This window comes from Pseudomonas sp. SM4 (genome assembly GCF_051913165.1).
In the GTDB taxonomy this organism is placed as follows: Bacteria; Pseudomonadota; Gammaproteobacteria; order Pseudomonadales; family Pseudomonadaceae; genus Aquipseudomonas.
The window spans coordinates 84,166-103,044 of the sequence record NZ_JBODOE010000001.1; the positions used below are offsets into that span (position 1 = coordinate 84,166).

The 18,879-nt window shown below is 57.6% G+C and carries 16 protein-coding genes and 2 tRNA genes; 17 read left to right on the forward strand and 1 reads right to left on the reverse strand.

Annotated elements, in window-relative coordinates; genetic code table 11:
- The first annotated feature begins 80 nt into the window (after positions 1-80).
- From dnaK to ACQ4MY_RS00400, 7 genes are all read left to right on the forward strand, one after another.
- Positions 81-1,997: a molecular chaperone DnaK gene (gene dnaK, locus ACQ4MY_RS00370; protein WP_008088314.1), complete on the forward strand. Its 1,917-nt coding sequence runs from the start codon at positions 81-83 to the stop codon at positions 1,995-1,997.
- Positions 1,998-2,294: 297 nt separating this feature from the next.
- On the forward strand, positions 2,295-3,419 hold the full coding sequence (gene dnaJ, locus ACQ4MY_RS00375) for a molecular chaperone DnaJ (RefSeq protein ID WP_008088315.1): 1,125 nt from the start codon (positions 2,295-2,297) through the stop codon (positions 3,417-3,419).
- Positions 3,420-3,428: 9 nt separating this feature from the next.
- Entirely contained in the window at positions 3,429-4,235 is an 807-nt protein-coding gene (gene dapB / locus ACQ4MY_RS00380) for a 4-hydroxy-tetrahydrodipicolinate reductase (RefSeq protein WP_008088318.1), read from the forward strand.
- A 258-nt stretch (positions 4,236-4,493) separates the two neighbouring features.
- Positions 4,494-5,630, forward strand: a complete 1,137-nt coding sequence (gene carA / locus ACQ4MY_RS00385; protein WP_122595209.1) for a glutamine-hydrolyzing carbamoyl-phosphate synthase small subunit — start codon at positions 4,494-4,496, stop codon at positions 5,628-5,630.
- A 126-nt stretch (positions 5,631-5,756) separates the two neighbouring features.
- Positions 5,757-8,978: a carbamoyl-phosphate synthase large subunit gene (gene carB / locus ACQ4MY_RS00390; protein ID WP_008088320.1), complete on the forward strand. Its 3,222-nt coding sequence runs from the start codon at positions 5,757-5,759 to the stop codon at positions 8,976-8,978.
- Positions 8,975-9,451: a transcription elongation factor GreA gene (gene greA / locus ACQ4MY_RS00395; RefSeq protein WP_008088322.1), complete on the forward strand. Its 477-nt coding sequence runs from the start codon at positions 8,975-8,977 to the stop codon at positions 9,449-9,451. Before carB ends, greA begins: the two co-directional genes overlap by 4 nt.
- A gap of 28 nt (positions 9,452-9,479) precedes the next feature.
- A complete protein-coding gene (locus ACQ4MY_RS00400) occupies positions 9,480-9,884 on the forward strand; it encodes a hypothetical protein (protein ID WP_008088324.1) in 405 nt (134 codons plus the stop codon).
- Positions 9,885-9,893: 9 nt separating this feature from the next.
- Here ACQ4MY_RS00400 and ACQ4MY_RS00405 read toward each other — a convergent pair whose 3' ends face one another.
- A complete protein-coding gene (locus ACQ4MY_RS00405) occupies positions 9,894-10,202 on the reverse strand; it encodes a YhbY family RNA-binding protein (RefSeq protein WP_008088326.1) in 309 nt (102 codons plus the stop codon).
- Positions 10,203-10,303: 101 nt separating this feature from the next.
- Here ACQ4MY_RS00405 and rlmE point away from each other — a divergent pair, with 101 nt between their 5' ends.
- From rlmE to nusA, 10 genes are all read left to right on the forward strand, one after another.
- Positions 10,304-10,933 carry a 23S rRNA (uridine(2552)-2'-O)-methyltransferase RlmE gene (gene rlmE, locus ACQ4MY_RS00410; protein ID WP_008088328.1) on the forward strand — a complete coding sequence of 210 codons (630 nt, stop codon included), beginning with the start codon at positions 10,304-10,306 and terminating at the stop codon, positions 10,931-10,933.
- 202 nt (positions 10,934-11,135) lie between these two features.
- Positions 11,136-13,043 (forward strand): ATP-dependent zinc metalloprotease FtsH, encoded by a 1,908-nt coding sequence (gene ftsH, locus ACQ4MY_RS00415; RefSeq protein ID WP_045123343.1) that lies wholly within the window; start codon positions 11,136-11,138, stop codon positions 13,041-13,043.
- 8 nt (positions 13,044-13,051) lie between these two features.
- On the forward strand, positions 13,052-13,903 hold the full coding sequence (folP, locus tag ACQ4MY_RS00420) for a dihydropteroate synthase (RefSeq protein WP_008088332.1): 852 nt from the start codon (positions 13,052-13,054) through the stop codon (positions 13,901-13,903).
- Between the two features lie 16 nt (positions 13,904-13,919).
- Positions 13,920-15,257 (forward strand): phosphoglucosamine mutase, encoded by a 1,338-nt coding sequence (gene glmM / locus ACQ4MY_RS00425; RefSeq protein ID WP_008088334.1) that lies wholly within the window; start codon positions 13,920-13,922, stop codon positions 15,255-15,257.
- A gap of 65 nt (positions 15,258-15,322) precedes the next feature.
- Positions 15,323-16,078: a triose-phosphate isomerase gene (gene tpiA, locus ACQ4MY_RS00430; RefSeq protein ID WP_053117032.1), complete on the forward strand. Its 756-nt coding sequence runs from the start codon at positions 15,323-15,325 to the stop codon at positions 16,076-16,078.
- 4 nt (positions 16,079-16,082) lie between these two features.
- Positions 16,083-16,469, forward strand: a complete 387-nt coding sequence (gene secG / locus ACQ4MY_RS00435) for a preprotein translocase subunit SecG (protein ID WP_016986497.1) — start codon at positions 16,083-16,085, stop codon at positions 16,467-16,469.
- A 22-nt stretch (positions 16,470-16,491) separates the two neighbouring features.
- A tRNA-Leu gene (locus ACQ4MY_RS00440) sits at positions 16,492-16,577 on the forward strand.
- Positions 16,578-16,674: 97 nt separating this feature from the next.
- Positions 16,675-16,751, forward strand: a tRNA-Met gene (locus tag ACQ4MY_RS00445).
- Between the two features lie 139 nt (positions 16,752-16,890).
- Complete coding sequence (gene rimP / locus ACQ4MY_RS00450; RefSeq protein ID WP_008088338.1) at positions 16,891-17,349, forward strand: ribosome maturation factor RimP; 459 nt, start codon at positions 16,891-16,893, stop codon at positions 17,347-17,349.
- A gap of 47 nt (positions 17,350-17,396) precedes the next feature.
- Positions 17,397-18,878, forward strand: a complete 1,482-nt coding sequence (nusA, locus tag ACQ4MY_RS00455) for a transcription termination factor NusA (protein WP_008088341.1) — start codon at positions 17,397-17,399, stop codon at positions 18,876-18,878.
- Position 18,879 lies beyond the last annotated feature (1 nt).

The window sequence follows — 18,879 nt, forward strand, 5'->3', positions numbered from 1 at the left end:
TAGAAGTCAAGCGTTTAAGTGCTACCGCAGTCAGCCACCACTGCTGCGGCATCCAAATCCAAAGTTTCGGGAGAGTTAACATGGGCAAAATTATCGGTATCGACCTGGGGACCACCAACTCCTGCGTCTCCGTGCTGGAAAACGGCAAAGCAAAAGTTATTGAAAACGCTGAAGGCGCGCGTACCACGCCGTCGATCATCGCTTACGCCAACGATGGCGAAATTCTGGTAGGTCAGTCGGCCAAGCGTCAGGCTGTGACCAACCCGCACAACACTCTGTACGCAGTAAAGCGTCTGATCGGTCGTCGTTTCGACGAAGAAGTTGTGCAGAAAGACATCCAGATGGTCCCTTACAAGATCGTCAAGGCTGACAACAACGACGCTTGGGTTGAAGTGAACGGCCAGAAAATGGCGCCGCCACAAATCTCGGCTGAAATTCTGAAGAAAATGAAGAAGACCGCCGAAGACTACCTCGGCGAGCCAGTGACCGAAGCGGTGATCACCGTTCCGGCCTACTTCAACGACAGCCAGCGTCAGGCGACCAAAGACGCCGGCCGCATCGCCGGTCTGGACGTAAAACGTATCATCAACGAACCAACCGCAGCCGCTCTGGCTTACGGTATGGACAAGGCCAAGGGCGATCACACCGTGATCGTTTATGACCTGGGTGGCGGTACGTTCGACGTTTCCGTGATCGAGATCGCTGAAGTTGATGGCGAGCACCAGTTCGAAGTGTTGGCCACCAACGGTGACACGTTCCTCGGCGGTGAAGACTTTGACATTCGTCTGATCGACTACCTCGTTGACGAATTCAAGAAAGAAAGCGGCATGAACCTCAAAGGTGACCCGCTGGCCATGCAGCGCCTGAAAGAAGCCGCTGAGAAAGCCAAGATCGAGCTGTCTTCCGCTCAGTCGACCGACGTCAACCTGCCGTACATCACTGCAGACGCGACCGGTCCTAAGCACTTGAACGTGAAGATCTCGCGCGCCAAGCTCGAAGCGCTGGTTGAAGACCTGGTTCAACGCACCATCGAGCCTTGCCGCATCGCCATGAAAGACGCCGGTCTGGACGTTGGCGCGATCAACGACGTGATTCTGGTCGGTGGTCAGACCCGTATGCCGCTGGTACAGAAGCTGGTTACTGATTTCTTCGGTAAAGAAGCTCGTAAAGACGTTAACCCGGACGAAGCGGTTGCCATGGGTGCCGCGATTCAGGGTGCTGTTCTGGCCGGTGACGTGAAAGACGTTCTGCTGCTCGACGTCAGCCCGCTGACCCTGGGTATCGAAACCATGGGTGGCGTGATGACCGCGCTGATCGAGAAAAACACCACGATTCCTACCAAGAAATCGCAAGTGTTCTCGACTGCCGACGACAACCAGGGCGCTGTGACCATTCACGTGCTGCAGGGCGAGCGTAAGCAAGCCACTCAGAACAAGTCCCTGGGCAAGTTCGACCTGGCCGACATTCCACCAGCTCCACGTGGCGTGCCGCAGATCGAAGTGACCTTCGACATCGACGCTAACGGCATCCTGCACGTTGGCGCGAAAGACAAGGCTACCGGCAAGACTCAGTCGATCGTGATCAAGGCCAACTCCGGTCTGTCCGACGAAGAAATCGAGCGCATGGTGCGTGACGCCGAAGCCAACGCTGAGGAAGACCGCAAGTTCGAAGAGCTGGCCGCTGCCCGTAACCAGGGCGACGCACTGGTTCACTCGACTCGCAAAATGATCTCCGACGCGGGCGACAAGGTCACCGCTGAAGAGAAGACTGCGATCGAAGCTGCTGTGGTTGCACTGGAAGCCGCTGTCAAAGGCGACGACAAGGCTGCTATCGAAGCGAAGGTTGAAGAGCTGTCGAAAGTCTCCGCTCCGGTTGCTCAGAAGATGTATGCCGAACAGGCGCAGCCAGCTGATGGCGCAGCCCCGCAAGGCGAATCGGCTGAGAAGGCTGACGACGTTGTCGATGCAGAGTTCGAAGAAGTCAAAGACCACAAGTAAGTTGTTGGTCGGCCGGTTGACTGCCTTCGGGCAGTGACTGGTAGGATGTCGCCGCGCGGGAGCTAGCTCCCGCGTTGGCGTATCTGGAATACGCGAATTTTTACAGCATGCGACAACGTTCGGATGCTGGCGGTATAGCTGAAGATGCTCCTGCTTTTCACGCCGAAAGTACCGCAAGAAACAAAGACCAGGATCGTTGAATTGACGTGAGTTGGGTCCGGGCCTGTATTGGGGCTCAACGAGTTTGGCGATCCTCAGGAGGGGTTTGCCGGACGTCCTCAAGAGTGCAGAAGACTTATGGCAAAGCGTGACTATTACGAAGTGTTGGGTGTTGAGCGTGGCTCAAGCGATGCAGACCTGAAGAAGGCCTACCGCCGTCTCGCGATGAAGCACCACCCGGACCGTAATCCCGATGACAAAGCGTCGGAAGAACTGTTCAAAGAGGCCAACGAGGCCTATGAAGTGCTGTCCGATTCCAGCAAGCGTGCGGCTTACGACCAGTACGGTCATGCCGGCGTTGACCCAAGTATGGGTGGCGGCGGTGCCGGTTTCGGCGGTCAGAACTTCTCTGACATCTTTGGCGATGTCTTCAGTGATTTCTTCGGTGGCGGTCGCGGCGGTGGCCGTGGCGGCGCTCAGCGTGGCAGCGATCTGCGCTACACCCTGGAGCTGAATCTGGAAGAAGCGGTGCGCGGCACGTCGGTGAATATCCGCGTTCCGACACTGGTCAATTGCCAGCCGTGCGACGGTTCGGGTGCCAAGAAAGGCTCCTCGCCATCGACGTGCCCGACCTGTGGCGGCATCGGTCAGGTGCGCATGCAGCAAGGCTTCTTCTCGGTGCAGCAGACCTGCCCGCGCTGCCATGGCCAGGGCAAGATCATTTCCGATCCGTGCGATTCCTGCCACGGTGACGGTCGCGTTGAAGAGTACAAAACCCTGTCGGTCAAAGTACCGGCCGGCGTCGATACCGGCGACCGCATTCGTCTGTCCGGCGAAGGCGAAGCGGGTACGCAGGGCGGCCCGACGGGCGACCTGTACGTGGTCATCAACGTGCGCGAGCACGACATCTTCCAGCGTGACGGCAAGCATCTGTTCTGCGAAGTGCCGATCAGCTTCGTCGACGCAGCGCTGGGTGGCGAGCTGGAAATCCCGACCCTCGACGGTCGCGTCAAACTGAAAATCCCTGAAGGCACGCAGACCGGCAAGCAATTCCGTGTCCGTGGCAAAGGTGTTGCGCCGGTGCGTGGCGGCGGTGCGGGCGACTTGATGTGCCGTGTTGCGGTGGAAACGCCGGTCAACCTGAATCGTCGCCAGCGCGAACTGCTGGAAGAGTTCCGCGGCTCGCTGGCGGACGACAACAGCCATTCGCCGAAAACCACCGGTTGGTTTGACGGTGTGAAGCGCTTCTTCGGCGATCTGTAAGGAGTCGGCATGCGACGTATAGCTGTGATGGGCGCCGCCGGGCGCATGGGCAAGATTCTGGTCGAAGCCGTGCAGCAGCGCGCACCGCTGACCGGGCTGACCGCTGCGGTGGTTCGTCCCGGCAGCACGCTGATCGGCGTCGATGCCGGTGAGTTGGCGTCGCTGGGTCGTATCGGCGTGCCGCTGTCCGGTCATATCGAGGCTGTGGCTGAAGAGTTCGACGTATTGATCGACTTCACGCTGCCGGAAGTGATGCTGAAAAATCTGGCGTTCTGCCGCAAGGCAGGCAAGGCCATGGTCATCGGCACCACTGGGCTGGATGCGGCGCAAAAGCAGTTGCTGGTCGAGGCGGGCAAGGATATTCCGATCGTCTTCGCGGCCAACTTCAGCGTCGGCGTCAATCTGTCGCTGAAGCTGCTCGACATGGCGGCGCGGGTGTTGGGTGATGAGGCCGACATCGAAATCATCGAGGCTCATCACCGTCACAAGATCGATGCGCCGTCGGGTACGGCGTTGCGCATGGGTGAAGTGATTGCCAGTGCGCTGGATCGTGATCTGCAGAAAGTTGCGGTTTACGGTCGCGAGGGTCATACCGGCGCTCGTGAGCGCGAAACCATCGGCTTCGCTACCGTGCGTGGTGGTGATGTGGTGGGTGATCACACCGTGCTGTTTGCCTGCGAAGGTGAGCGTCTGGAGATCACGCACAAGGCGTCGAGCCGCATGACGTTCGCCAAGGGTGCGGTGCGTGCTGCGCTGTGGCTGGATGGTCGCGAGCCGGGTCTGTACGACATGCAAGACGTGCTCGACCTGCGTTGATTGATCGTTTGAATCCGGCGCAAACGCCCTGTTTGCGCTGGTTTTTCTCCGCCTGGCGACGTCCTGTCGCATTCTTCGGCCTTTTAGGCTCTTTAGCGGTGGACCAAAAAAGCCTTTTTCTGTAAGCTACAGCTTTAGTGTGTCCACTAAAAGCGCGCAGAATAATTCAGTGAAGAAGCGGGGTGACGTGTCCATACGTCACTCCGCTTTTTTACAACCTGCGATCGCCCTTTCATGCGTTATTTACGGGAGGTCTTCTTGACTAAGCCAGCCATACTTGCCCTTGCTGATGGCAGCATTTTTCGCGGCGAAGCCATTGGTGCCGACGGTCAAACCGTTGGTGAGGTGGTGTTCAACACCGCAATGACCGGCTATCAGGAAATCCTTACCGATCCTTCCTACGCCCAACAGATCGTTACCCTGACTTACCCGCACATCGGCAACACCGGCACCACGCCGGAAGATGCCGAGTCCGACCGCGTATGGTCCGCTGGCCTGGTCATCCGTGACCTGCCGCTGGTAGCGAGCAACTGGCGTAACACGATGTCTCTGTCCGACTACCTGAAAGCCAACAACGTTGTGGCCATCGCCGGTATCGACACCCGTCGCCTGACCCGCATCCTGCGTGAAAAAGGCGCTCAGAACGGCTGCATCATGGCCGGCGACAACATCTCCGAAGAGGCTGCAATCGCTGCTGCGCAAGGCTTCCCGGGCCTGAAGGGCATGGATCTGGCGAAAGTCGTCAGCACCAAGAAGCAATACGAATGGCGCTCGACTGTCTGGGATCTGAAGACCGACAGCCACGCGACCATCGACGCTTCCGAGCTGCCTTACCACGTGGTTGCCTACGACTACGGCGTCAAGGTCAACATCCTGCGCATGCTGGTCGAGCGCGGCTGCCGTGTCACCGTGGTGCCTGCTCAGACTCCAGCTGCCGACGTACTGGCACTGAAGCCGGACGGCGTGTTCCTGTCCAACGGCCCTGGTGATCCGGAGCCATGCGACTACGCGATCAAGGCGATCAAGGAAGTCCTGGAAACCGAGATTCCGGTGTTCGGCATCTGCCTCGGTCATCAACTGCTGGCTCTGGCCTCAGGCGCCAAGACCCTGAAAATGGGCCATGGCCACCACGGTGCCAACCACCCGGTGCAGGATCTGGACACTGGCGTTGTGATGATCACCAGCCAGAACCACGGTTTCGCGGTGGACGAAGAAACCCTGCCAGCCAACGTTCGTGCGATTCACAAATCGCTGTTCGACGGCACCCTGCAAGGCATCGAGCGCACCGACAAGAGTGCGTTCAGCTTCCAGGGTCACCCTGAAGCGAGCCCGGGCCCGAACGATGTCGCGCCACTGTTCGACCGCTTCATCAACGAGATGGCCAAGCGACGCTAAGCGTTCGCCTTGAGACTGTAGAGAGAAGCCCCTCGAGGGCGGCCCCGACAGCGGTGGCCCCCTCGGGACTTCAGAAATCGATCAAGACGGCTTGCCGACTGACCTGCGGATTTGAGTGACAAACCCATGCCAAAACGTACAGACATTAAAAGCATCCTGATTCTCGGCGCTGGCCCGATCGTTATCGGCCAGGCCTGCGAATTCGACTACTCCGGCGCCCAGGCCTGTAAAGCCCTGCGCGAAGAGGGCTACCGCGTCATCCTGGTGAACTCCAACCCAGCCACCATCATGACCGACCCGGACATGGCTGACGCCACGTACATCGAGCCGATCAAGTGGCAGACCGTTGCCAAGATCATCGAAAAAGAGCGTCCGGATGCGGTGCTGCCAACCATGGGCGGCCAGACCGCTCTGAACTGCGCCCTGGACCTGGAGCGCGAAGGCATTCTGGAGAAGTTCGGCGTAGAAATGATCGGCGCCAACGCCGACACCATCGACAAGGCTGAAGACCGTTCGCGTTTCGACAAGGCGATGAAATCCATCGGCCTGGCGTGCCCGCGCTCCGGTATCGCCCACAGCATGGAAGAAGCCAACGCGGTTCTCGAAACCCTCGGCTTCCCGTGCATCATCCGTCCGTCCTTCACCATGGGCGGCACCGGTGGTGGCATCGCGTACAACCGTGAAGAGTTCGAAGAAATCTGCGCCCGCGGTCTCGACCTGTCGCCGACCAAAGAGCTGCTGATCGACGAATCGCTGATCGGCTGGAAAGAATATGAAATGGAAGTTGTCCGCGACAAAAAGGACAACTGCATCATCGTCTGCTCGATCGAAAACTTCGACCCGATGGGCGTGCACACCGGTGACTCGATCACCGTGGCTCCTGCACAGACCCTGACCGACAAGGAATACCAGATCCTGCGTAATGCCTCCTTGGCGGTGCTGCGCGAGATCGGCGTCGAGACTGGCGGTTCCAACGTTCAATTCGGTATCTGCCCGGACACTGGCCGTATGGTCGTGATCGAAATGAACCCGCGCGTATCGCGTTCCTCGGCGCTGGCTTCGAAAGCCACCGGTTTCCCGATCGCCAAAGTTGCGGCCAAACTTGCTGTGGGCTACACCCTCGACGAACTGTCGAACGACATCACTGGCGGCAAAACCCCGGCGTCCTTCGAACCGTCGATCGACTACGTAGTGACCAAGTTGCCACGCTTCGCCTTCGAGAAATTCGCCAAGGCTGACGCACGTCTGACCACTCAGATGAAGTCGGTCGGTGAAGTCATGGCCATCGGCCGTACCTTCCAGGAATCTCTGCAGAAAGCTCTGCGCGGCCTGGAAGTTGGCGTTTGCGGTCTGGACGAGAAACTCGACCTGAGCAACCCGGAAAGCATGAGCGTGCTCAAGCGTGAACTGACCGTGCCGGGCGCCGAGCGCATCTGGTACGTGGCAGACGCTTTCCGCGCCGGCATGACCGTCGAAGAAATCTTCGCGATGAACATGATCGACCCTTGGTTCCTGGTACAGATCGAAGATCTGATCAAGGACGAAGAGAAGGTCAAGACCCTCGGTCTGTCCGCGATCGACCGCGACGTGATGTACAAGCTCAAGCGCAAAGGCTTCTCCGATCAGCGTCTGGCCAAGCTGCTGGGTGTGACCGAGAAGAACCTGCGGACTCACCGTCATAAGCTGGAAGTGTTCCCGGTCTACAAGCGCGTTGACACCTGCGCCGCCGAGTTCGCCACCGACACCGCTTACCTCTATTCGACTTACGAAGAAGAGTGCGAAGCCGCGCCCTCGGGTCGCGACAAGATCATGATTCTGGGCGGTGGCCCGAACCGTATCGGCCAAGGTATCGAGTTCGACTACTGCTGCGTTCACGCTGCCCTCGCACTGCGCGAAGACGGCTACGAAACCATCATGGTCAACTGCAACCCGGAAACTGTTTCCACTGACTACGACACCTCCGACCGTCTGTACTTCGAATCGGTAACCCTCGAAGACGTGCTGGAAATCTGCCGCGTCGAGAAGCCAAAAGGCGTGATCGTTCAGTACGGCGGCCAGACTCCGCTGAAACTGGCTCGCGCTCTGGAAGCCGCCGGCGTGCCAATCATCGGCACCAGTCCGGACGCGATCGACCGTGCCGAAGACCGTGAGCGTTTCCAGCAAATGGTTGAGCGCCTGAACCTGCGTCAGCCGCCAAACGCCACCGTACGCAGCGAAGACGAAGCAATTCGTGCCGCCAGCAAGATCGGTTATCCGTTGGTCGTACGCCCATCCTATGTACTGGGTGGCCGCGCGATGGAAATCGTTTACGAAGAAGAGGAGCTCAAGCGCTACCTGCGTGATGCGGTGAAAGTGTCCAACGACAGCCCGGTGCTGCTCGACCACTTCCTCAACTGCGCCATCGAAATGGACGTGGACGCGGTCTGCGACGGCAAAGACGTTGTCATCGGCGCAATCATGCAGCACATCGAGCAGGCTGGCGTTCACTCCGGTGACTCCGCGTGCTCGCTGCCGCCTTACTCGCTGCCTGTGCATATCCAGGACGAGATGCGCGAACAGGTCAAGAAAATGGCCCTGGAGCTGGGTGTTGTCGGTCTGATGAACGTACAGTTGGCGCTGCAAGGCGAAGACATCTACGTCATTGAAGTCAACCCGCGCGCTTCGCGTACCGTACCGTTCGTATCGAAGTGCATCGGTGTTTCCCTGGCCATGATCGCTGCCCGCGTGATGGCTGGTAAAACCCTGAAAGAAATTGGCTTCACCAAAGAAATCATCCCGAACTTCTACAGCGTGAAAGAGGCGGTCTTCCCGTTCGCCAAATTCCCTGGCGTTGACCCGATCCTCGGCCCAGAGATGAAGTCGACCGGTGAAGTGATGGGTGTGGGTGACACCTTTGGTGAAGCATTCGCCAAAGCCCAGATGGGCGCCAGCGAAGTGCTGCCGACCGGCGGTACTGCGTTCATCAGCGTACGTGACGACGACAAGCCACTGGTTGCAGGCGTGGCCCGTGATCTGATCAACTTGGGTTTCGAAGTGGTTGCCACCGCCGGGACTGCCAAGCTGATCGAAGCCGCAGGCCTGAAAGTGCGCCGTGTGAACAAGGTGACCGAGGGTCGTCCGCACGTGGTCGACATGATCAAGAATGACGAAGTCACCCTGATCATCAACACCACCGAAGGTCGTCAGTCGATCGCTGATTCGTACTCCATTCGTCGTAATGCCTTGCAGCACAAGATTTACTGCACCACCACCATTGCTGCTGGCGAAGCTATCTGTGAAGCGCTGAAGTTCGGTCCGGAAAAAACCGTGCGCCGCTTGCAGGATCTACACGCAGGATTGAAGGCATGATCAAATACCCAATGACCGTCCAGGGCGCTAAAGCCCTGGAAGAAGAACACACTCACCTGACCAAGGTCGTTCGTCCGAAGCTCAGCCAGGACATCGGTACGGCCCGCGAGTTGGGTGACTTGAAAGAAAACGCCGAATACCATGCCGCGCGCGAACAGCAGGGCATGGTCGAGGCGCGGATTCGTGACATCGAAGGCCGGATTCAGAATCAGGTCATCATTGACGTCACGACCATTCCTCATACTGGCAAGGTGATTTTCGGCACTACCGTCGAAATCGCCAATGTCGAGACTGATGAAAGCGTCACTTACCACATCGTGGGTGAGGATGAGGCTGACTTCAAACTCGGCAAGATTTCCGTCGGCTCGCCTTTGGCCCGTGCCTTGATCGGCAAGGAAGAGGGCGATGTAGTCGCCGTGAAAACGCCAAGTGGCGTGATCGAGTACGAGATTGTCGAAGTCCGTCACATCTGAAAGAAGGCGCCCGCTGCATGCGGGCGCCATGCTTTGGCAGCTGACCCAGATGTTGTGGGTCGGCGGTCTATGGTTGGTTCATCTCGGTTTGCAGCCGGTGCTGGTTCAGATTGAGTTGGCGCCGCTGTTGATCGATGAAATCTCAAGCATGTTTGAAGTGCTGGTGGTGGGATTCGCTGCCGCTTGTGTGGTTTTTCAGGCTTTGGTGCTGATACAGGCCGAGGGCCTTGCCAGTCTATGGCGAGATTTTCGCGGGCAGGTGCTGCTGATGGCGTTGTATGCGTGTGCGATGTTTGTCGCAGTGCGTGTCGGCTGGCCGGATGCGCAGCGCTGGCAGGTGTTCAGTTATCTGGTGCTGGGCTTTTCCGGGCTGGTGCTGGTGATGCAGCCGGTGCCGGGATGGAGTGGCAGGGTGCGCGAAGCACACCCTTGACCCTTTTCATCACTTGAAGCGATGAACGTTCGACAGCTGCTTGTTGACGCTGAAGTTCTTGCGGTAAACCAGTGCCATCTTACCGATGACCTGTACCAGATCCGCTTTGCCGGCCTTGCACAGTTCTGCAATGTGCGCCAGGCGCGATTCGCGATCGAGGATGTTGAGCTTGATTTTGATCAGCTCGTGATCCGCCAAAGCGCGTTCAAGTTCGGCTAGCACACCTTCAGTCAAACCGTTGTCAGCCACCGTCAAAACCGGTTTCAGGTGGTGACCAATGGATTTGTACTGTTTCTTCTGCTCTGGAGTGAGCGGCATAATCTGACCCTTTCGTCTGGATTCTGTAAAATGGCGGCCATTTTACCCGAGGGTTCGTGGATCCGCCCAATTAATCACGACCCTAATCACTGAGGTGCCCAATGGCGCGTTCCAAGACAAGCCTTGGTTGGCTGAAAAGACATGTCAACGATCCCTATGTGAAGCAAGCGCAGAAGGATGGCTACCGCTCGCGTGCGAGTTACAAGCTTCTGGAAGTCCAGGAGAAATACAAACTGATCCGTCCGGGCATGAGCGTTGTCGACCTGGGCGCCGCGCCCGGCGGCTGGTCGCAGGTCACCAGTCGTCTGATCGGCGGTCAGGGGCGCTTGATCGCTTCGGATATTCTGGAGATGGACAGCATCCCTGACGTGACCTTCATCCAGGGTGACTTCACTGAAGACGCGGTGCTCGCTCAGATCCTGGAGGCTGTGGGTAATTCGCAGGTGGACCTTGTGATTTCCGATATGGCCCCCAATATGAGTGGTACGCCTGAAGTGGATATGCCGAAAGCCATGTTCCTTTGCGAGCTGGCACTTGATTTGGCGGAGCGTATCCTCAAGCCGGGTGGTAATTTTGTGATCAAGATTTTTCAGGGTGAAGGGTTTGATGTTTACCTGAAGGACGCTCGCAAGAAGTTCGACAAGATCCAGATGATCAAGCCGGACTCCTCTCGTGGCTCCTCCCGCGAGCAATACATGCTGGCTTGGGGCTACCGCGGTCGTAGTGAATAAAACGAGTTTTTTTGGCAGGGTGATAGGTTTTTAGTATTTCGCCCGGCCAGCATTAACGAATATTGTGTAGAAAGTGTTTCACAAAGGGTTACAGACGGCGCCTGCCAGAGCTGTAGGTAATGTAGTAAGTTAGGCCGGTGAATATCATGCGAAGCGCGCGCCAGTAGCGGAGCTTGCTTCAGAGGGTAGTTAATTGAACGATATGGCAAAGAATCTGATCCTGTGGTTGATCATCGCGGCTGTCCTGGTGACGGTGATGAACAACTTCTCCAGCCCTAACGAGCCGCAGACCCTCAACTATTCCGACTTCATCCAGCAGGTCAAGGATGGCAAGGTCGAGCGCGTAGCCGTTGATGGCTATGTGATTACCGGTAAGCGTAACGACGGCGACAGCTTCAAGACCATTCGTCCGGCAATCCAGGACAATGGCCTGATCGGCGATCTGGTCGACAACCACGTTGTGGTCGAAGGCAAGCAGCCTGAGCAGCAAAGCATCTGGACCCAGCTTCTGGTGGCCAGCTTCCCGATCCTGGTGATCATCGCAGTGTTCATGTTCTTCATGCGCCAGATGCAGGGTGGTGCAGGCGGCAAGGGCGGGCCGATGAGCTTTGGCAAGAGCAAGGCGCGCCTGCTCTCCGAAGATCAGGTGAAAACCACATTGGCTGACGTTGCCGGTTGCGACGAAGCCAAGGAAGAGGTCGGCGAGCTGGTTGAATTCCTCCGTGATCCGGGCAAGTTCCAGCGTCTGGGCGGTCGTATTCCACGCGGCGTACTGATGGTCGGTCCTCCGGGTACCGGTAAAACCTTGCTCGCCAAGGCAATTGCCGGCGAAGCAAAAGTGCCGTTCTTCACCATTTCCGGTTCCGATTTCGTCGAAATGTTCGTCGGCGTGGGTGCTAGCCGTGTTCGTGACATGTTCGAGCAGGCGAAGAAGCACGCGCCTTGCATCATCTTCATCGACGAAATCGACGCCGTCGGTCGCCACCGTGGCGCCGGCATGGGTGGCGGTCACGACGAGCGTGAGCAGACCCTCAACCAGTTGCTGGTTGAGATGGACGGCTTCGAGATGAATGACGGCATCATTGTTATCGCTGCAACCAACCGTCCTGACGTACTCGACCCTGCGCTGTTGCGTCCGGGCCGTTTCGACCGTCAGGTTGTGGTGGGGCTGCCGGATATCCGTGGTCGCGAGCAGATTCTCAAGGTTCACATGCGCAAAGTGCCAATGGGTGACGACGTTGCTCCGGCCGTGATCGCGCGTGGTACTCCGGGTTTCTCCGGTGCTGACCTGGCTAACTTGGTCAACGAAGCGTCGCTGTTCGCTGCACGCAGCGGCAAGCGCATCGTTGAAATGAAAGAATTCGAACTGGCGAAAGACAAGATCATGATGGGCGCCGAGCGCAAATCGATGGTCATGTCCGAGAAGGAAAAGCAGAACACTGCTTATCACGAAGCTGGCCACGCCATCGTGGGTCGCGTCGTGCCTGAGCATGATCCGGTTTACAAAGTGTCGATCATCCCGCGCGGTCGTGCTTTGGGTGTGACCATGTTCCTGCCGGAAGAAGATCGCTACAGCTTGTCCAAGCGCGCTCTGATCAGTCAGATCTGCTCGCTGTACGGCGGTCGTATCGCTGAAGAAATGACCCTGGGTTTCGACGGTGTGACCACCGGTGCTTCCAACGACATCATGCGTGCCAGTCAGATTGCACGGAACATGGTGACCAAGTGGGGCCTGTCGGAAAAACTCGGTCCATTGATGTACGCCGAAGAAGAGGGTGAAGTATTCCTCGGTCGTGGCGGTGGTGGTCAGGCTGCCAGCTTCTCGGGTGAGACAGCCAAGCTGATCGACTCCGAAGTACGCAGCATCATTGACCAGTGTTATGGCACCGCCAAGCAGATCCTTACGGATAACCGCGACAAGCTCGATGCAATGGCTGACGCCCTGATGAAGTACGAGACGATCGATGCCGAGCAGATCGACGACATCATGGCCGGTCGTACGCCTCGCGAACCGCGCGATTGGTCGGGTGGCACTGGTACGCCACCGCCACCTGTGGTTCAGGACGAGCGTCCGCAAACACCGATTGGCGGTCCGGCTGCTGACGTTTAAGGTTTGAAATGACTTCTGTTCAGTCCCTGACCCGGTTGCCTTGCGGCAACCGGGTTCTTGATTTGGCCCAGACGCATGTCATGGGCATTCTCAATGTCACTCCCGATTCCTTCTCTGATGGCGGCAAATACAGCCAGCTCGATGCGGCGTTGCGCCATGCCGAAGCCATGGTTGCGGCCGGTGCCACGCTGATTGATGTGGGTGGCGAGTCGACCCGGCCTGGCGCGCGGGCGGTATCGCCGCTCGAAGAGCTGGAGCGCGTTGCGCCCATCGTCGAGCTGATCAATCGCGAGCTCGACGTCATTATCTCGGTTGATACTTCGACGCCTGCCGTGATGCGCGAAACCGCGCGGCTGGGCGCTGGTTTGATCAATGATGTGCGGTCGTTGCAGCGTGATGGTGCGCTGGATGCGGCGGCGGCTACAGGTTTGCCGGTTTGCCTGATGCATATGCTGGGTGAGCCCGGCGACATGCAGGACAATCCGCAGTATGAGGATGTCACCCGGGAAGTGGGCGAGTTTCTCGCAGAGCGGATGTCGGCGTGTGCACTGGCGGGTATTCCTGCTGAGCGCATCATTCTCGACCCCGGTTTCGGCTTCGCCAAAACCCTGCAGCACAATCTCAGCTTGTTCAAGCATATGGAAGCCCTGCATGCGTTCGGTCGACCTTTGCTGGTCGGCGTTTCGCGAAAAAGTATGATCGGGCATGCCCTGAATCGCCCGGTTGGCGAGCGCCTTTTCGGTGGCCTGGCCCTGGCAGCGCTGGCATCTGTCAAAGGCGCGCGTATATTGCGCGTCCATGATGTTGCGCAGACGGTAGACGTGGTGCGAATGATCGCGGCCGTGGAATCAGCCGAATAAGAATGATGGAGCACTTATGAGCAAAAAATACTTTGGTACCGACGGCATTCGTGGTCGCGTCGGTGTATACCCGATTACTCCTGACTTCATGCTCAAGCTCGGTTGGGCCGCAGGCATGGCGTTTCGCAAGATGGGCGCCTGCAAGGTGCTTGTCGGCAAGGACACGCGAATTTCCGGCTACATGTTCGAGTCTGCACTTGAGGCGGGGCTGACCTCGGCGGGTGCCGATGTGATGTTGCTGGGGCCGATGCCGACGCCGGCCATTGCCTATCTGTCGCGAACTTTCCAGGCGGAAGCAGGGATCGTTATCAGTGCTTCACACAATCCGCACGACGATAACGGCATCAAATTCTTCTCCGGCAAAGGTACCAAGTTGCCGGATGAGCTGGAACTGATGATCGAAGAGTTGCTGGATGCGCCGATGACGGTGGTTGAGTCGAGCAAAATCGGCAAAGTGTCGCGCATCAACGATGCCTCGGGTCGCTACATCGAGTTCTGCAAGAGCAGCGTGCCAACCGGCACCAGCTTTTCCGGGCTCAAGATCGTTATCGATTGCGCGCATGGTGCAACCTACAAGGTGGCGCCAAGCGTCTTCCGGGAGTTGGGCGCAGAAGTTGTCGTCTTGTCTGCCCAGCCCAATGGGCTGAACATCAACGATAACTGCGGCTCGACCCACATGGGCCAGTTGCAGGCGGCTGTACTCGCAGAGCACGCTGATCTGGGGATCGCCTTTGACGGCGATGGCGATCGGGTTCTCATGGTCGATCACACTGGCGCCATTGTTGATGGAGACGAGTTGTTGTTCATCATCGCTCGCGATCTGCATGAGCGCGGTAAGCTGCAGGGCGGCGTGGTTGGCACCCTGATGAGTAACCTCGGCCTGGAGTTGGCGCTGGCGGATCTTTCGATTCCGTTCATTCGTGCCAACGTCGGCGACCGTTATGTGATCGCGGAGTTGCTTGAGCGTAATTGGCTGGTCGGCGGTGAGAATTCGGGGCATATCGTTTGCTTCAACCACACCACTACCGGTGATGCGATCATCGCCGCGTTGCAGGTGTTGATGGCGCTGAAGACTCGCAATGAAGGTTTGGCGCAATCGCGTCAGGCGCTGCGCAAGTGCCCTCAGGTGCTGATCAACGTACGTTTTGCTGGTGGCAATAGCCCGCTGGAGCATCCGGCTGTCAAGGAAGCCAGTGCGCGAGTCACTCAGGCAATGGCGGGTCGCGGTCGTGTTCTTTTGCGCAAGTCCGGCACAGAGCCTCTGGTGCGTGTAATGGTCGAAGGCGAGGACGAAGCGCAGGTTCGCGGCTATGCCGAAGAACTGGCAAAACTGGTAACTGAAGTTTCTGCCTGATACGGCTTGCAAGGCATGATTGTGTTGGGTAACATCTGCGCCCACTTTGACCGACGAGGTACAGCATGCGTCGCCCTATGGTAGCTGGTAACTGGAAGATGCACGGTACCCGCGCCAGCGTCGCTGAGCTGATCAACGGCCTTCGTCATCTGGCCTTGCCAAGCGGTGTTGATGTCGCGGTATTCCCGCCTTGCTTGTATATCAACCAAGTGGTTGATGGCTTGAAAGGTAAATCGATTTCGGTCGGTGCGCAGAATTCTGCGGTGGAATCCATGCAAGGTGCATTGACCGGTGAGATTGCACCGAGTCAGTTGGTGGATGCAGGTTGTTCCCTTGTGCTTGTCGGGCACTCCGAACGCCGCCAGATTATGGGTGAGCGAGACGGGATGCTGAATCGCAAGTTCGCAGCTGCACAGGCATGTGGCTTGATTCCGGTGTTGTGTGTAGGGGAAACCCTTGAACAGCGCGAAGCTGGAAAAACTCTTGAGGTTGTCGGGCGTCAGCTGGGCAGCATCATCGAGGAGCTGGGTGTAGGTGCTTTTGCCAAGGCAGTCATCGCTTACGAGCCGGTCTGGGCTATTGGTACCGGACTGACTGCAACGCCGCAGCAAGCTCAGGATGTGCATAAAGCCATTCGCGAGCAGCTGGCGGCAGAGAATTCTGAAGTCGCACGAGGTGTGCGGCTTCTATACGGCGGCAGCGTGAAGGCGGCCAATGCGGTCGAACTGTTCGGCATGCCGGATATCGATGGGGGGCTCATTGGTGGAGCTTCCCTGAATGCAGATGAGTTCGGTGCGATCTGTCGCGCCGCGGGAAACTGAAAAAATGCTGGAAACAGTCGTAGTCGTTTTTCATCTGCTGGGTGCATTGGGCGTAGTTGCTCTGGTTTTGCTGCAGCAGGGTAAGGGTGCGGACGCTGGCGCGTCTTTCGGAGCAGGTGCTTCAAATACTGTGTTCGGAAGCCAAGGTTCCTCTACCTTTCTTAGTAAGTTTACTGCTATACTTGCCGCCGGTTTCTTCATAACCAGCTTGGGGTTAGGTTACTTTGCTAAAGAGAAGGCTCACCAGCTGACTCAAGCAGGTCTCCCAAACCCAGCAGTGTTGGAAGTACCTAAGCAACAACAACCGGCTTCTGATGATGTCCCGGTGCTTCAAGAGCAAAAGTCGGCTACTCCAGCGACTGACGTACCTCCAGCTCAAGAGCAGAAGTAAGAAGGGTTTCAAACGTAGTTTTGCCGAGGTGGTGGAATTGGTAGACACGCAACCTTGAGGTGGTTGTGCCCATAGGGTGTAGGGGTTCGAGTCCCCTTCTCGGTACCAATTAGTCAGGAGAGCCCGCTGTTGCGGGCTTTCTTGCAGGTGGAAGGTTACATTGACCCTATAAGGGATCGGTCGTATACTTCCGCCCCAGCTTTGTCGCGGGGTGGAGCAGTCTGGTAGCTCGTCGGGCTCATAACCCGAAGGTCGTCGGTTCAAATCCGGCCCCCGCAACCAGTTTAAGGAGCCCCTTTTAAGGGGCTTTTTGTTAGCTGGACACTTTCAACGCCGCTGTTCGACGGCGTTTCAAGGATGGGCGTTTCGCCCATTTTTTTATTTTGCAAAGCATGCACATATCATGCACTAGGGGGTTCAGGTGTCGAGCAAGCTAGAAGAGTTGCAGGCCTTGCTGGCCCCGGTGGTCGTGGCCCTGGGCTATGAATGCTGGGGTATCGAGTTTTCGGCTCAGGGTCGTCACTCGATGTTGCGCGTTTATATCGATAAAGAGGGTGGCGTGCTGGTGGACGATTGCGCCATTGTCAGCCGTCAGATCAGTGGTGTCCTGGATGTTGAAGATCCAATCACCGTTGAATACACCCTTGAAGTTTCCTCGCCTGGCATGGAGCGCCCACTGTTCACTATTGAGCAGTTCGCCCAGTTTGTCGGTGAACAAGTGAAGATCAAGCTGCGCTCGCCTTTCGAAGGTCGACGCAACTTTCAGGGCCTTCTGCGCGGTGTAGAAGAACAGGATGTCGTGGTGCAGGTAGACGACCATGAATTCCTGTTGCCGATCGATATGATCGACAAGGCCAACATTATTCCCAGTTTTGACTGAGACGCGGATCCCGCGGATCCAATGGCTTGCGAAAGGCGAGGCGTACGATGAGCAAAGAAGTACTGCTGGTTGTTGAGTCGGTATCCAATGAAAAGGGCGTACCGGCAAGCGTAATTTTTGAAGCGCTGGAGCTGGCTTTGGCCACTGCTACCAAAAAGCGTTTTGAAGACGAAGTTGACCTGCGTGTGGAAATTAACCGCCACACCGGGGCATACGAAACTTTCCGTCGCTGGACGGTCGTTGAAGAGAATGATCTCGACGATCCGGCCATCGAAACCTGGCCGAGCAAGGTTGCCGAAACGCATCCGGGTGCCAACGTTGGCGACGTCGTTGAAGAAAAGATCGAATCCATCGAGTTCGGCCGCATTGCTGCACAGACTGCCAAGCAGGTCATCGTGCAGAAAGTGCGTGAAGCCGAGCGCGCTCAAGTGGTCGATGCTTATCGCGAGCGCCTGGGAGAAATTATCTCCGGCACCGTGAAAAAGGTCACCCGCGACAACGTGATCGTCGATCTGGGTAACAACGCTGAAGCGTTGCTGGCCCGTGAAGACATCATTTCTCGCGAAACTTTCCGTGTTGGCGTGCGTTTGCGTGCGCTGCTCAAGGAAATCCGCACCGAGAACCGCGGCCCGCAGCTGATCCTGTCGCGTACCGCGCCGGAAATGCTGATCGAGCTGTTCCGCATCGAAGTGCCGGAAATTGCTGAAGGCCTGATCGAAGTCATGGCTGCGTCCCGCGATCCGGGTTCGCGTGCCAAGATCGCCGTCCGCTCCAAGGACAAGCGCATTGACCCACAAGGTGCTTGCATCGGTATGCGCGGTTCGCGCGTCCAGGCAGTGTCGGGTGAGTTGGGCGGTGAGCGTGTTGATATCGTTCTTTGGGACGACAACCCGGCTCAGTTCGTAATCAACGCCATGTCCCCGGCCGAGGTTGCGGCAATTATCGTTGACGAAGATGCCCATGCAATGGACATCGCCGTTGGCGCAGACAATCTGGCTCAGGCCATCGGTCGCGGTGGTCAGAACGTGCGTCTGGCTAGCCAGTTGACTGGCTGGACCCTGAACGTGATGACCGAATCGGACATCCAGGCTAAGCAGCAAGCAGAAACCGGCGACATCCTGCGCAACTTCATCGACGAGCTGGAAGTCGACGAAGACCTGGCGCAGGTGCTGGTAGATGAAGGCTTCACCAGCCTGGAAGAGATTGCCTACGTACCGTTGGAAGAAATGCTCAACATCGACGGCTTTGACGAAGATACCGTCAACGAGCTTCGCGCTCGTGCCAAGGATCGTTTGTTGACCAAAGCCATCGCTACTGAGGAAAAGCTGGCAGACGCCCATCCGGCCGAAGACCTGCTCTCGCTTGAGGGTATGGACAAGGATTTGGCGATGGAACTGGCGGTGCGCGGCGTAATTACCCGCGAAGACCTGGCCGAGCAGTCTATTGACGACCTGCTCGACATCGACGGCATTGACGATGATCGTGCCGGCAAGTTGATCATGGCCGCCCGAGCCCACTGGTTCGAGTAAT

Coding starts and splice junctions, on each gene's coding strand:
- dnaK (WP_008088314.1), top strand. CDS start 81: ATGGGCAAAATTATCGGTATCGACCTGGGGACCACCAACTCCTGCGTC.
- dnaJ (WP_008088315.1), top strand. CDS start 2,295: ATGGCAAAGCGTGACTATTACGAAGTGTTGGGTGTTGAGCGTGGCTCA.
- dapB (WP_008088318.1), top strand. CDS start 3,429: ATGCGACGTATAGCTGTGATGGGCGCCGCCGGGCGCATGGGCAAGATT.
- carB (WP_008088320.1), top strand. CDS start 5,757: ATGCCAAAACGTACAGACATTAAAAGCATCCTGATTCTCGGCGCTGGC.
- greA (WP_008088322.1), top strand. CDS start 8,975: ATGATCAAATACCCAATGACCGTCCAGGGCGCTAAAGCCCTGGAAGAA.
- ACQ4MY_RS00400 (WP_008088324.1), top strand. CDS start 9,480: ATGCTTTGGCAGCTGACCCAGATGTTGTGGGTCGGCGGTCTATGGTTG.
- ACQ4MY_RS00405 (WP_008088326.1), bottom strand. CDS start 10,202: ATGCCGCTCACTCCAGAGCAGAAGAAACAGTACAAATCCATTGGTCAC.
- rlmE (WP_008088328.1), top strand. CDS start 10,304: ATGGCGCGTTCCAAGACAAGCCTTGGTTGGCTGAAAAGACATGTCAAC.
- ftsH (WP_045123343.1), top strand. CDS start 11,136: ATGGCAAAGAATCTGATCCTGTGGTTGATCATCGCGGCTGTCCTGGTG.
- folP (WP_008088332.1), top strand. CDS start 13,052: ATGACTTCTGTTCAGTCCCTGACCCGGTTGCCTTGCGGCAACCGGGTT.
- glmM (WP_008088334.1), top strand. CDS start 13,920: ATGAGCAAAAAATACTTTGGTACCGACGGCATTCGTGGTCGCGTCGGT.
- tpiA (WP_053117032.1), top strand. CDS start 15,323: ATGCGTCGCCCTATGGTAGCTGGTAACTGGAAGATGCACGGTACCCGC.
- secG (WP_016986497.1), top strand. CDS start 16,083: ATGCTGGAAACAGTCGTAGTCGTTTTTCATCTGCTGGGTGCATTGGGC.
- nusA (WP_008088341.1), top strand. CDS start 17,397: ATGAGCAAAGAAGTACTGCTGGTTGTTGAGTCGGTATCCAATGAAAAG.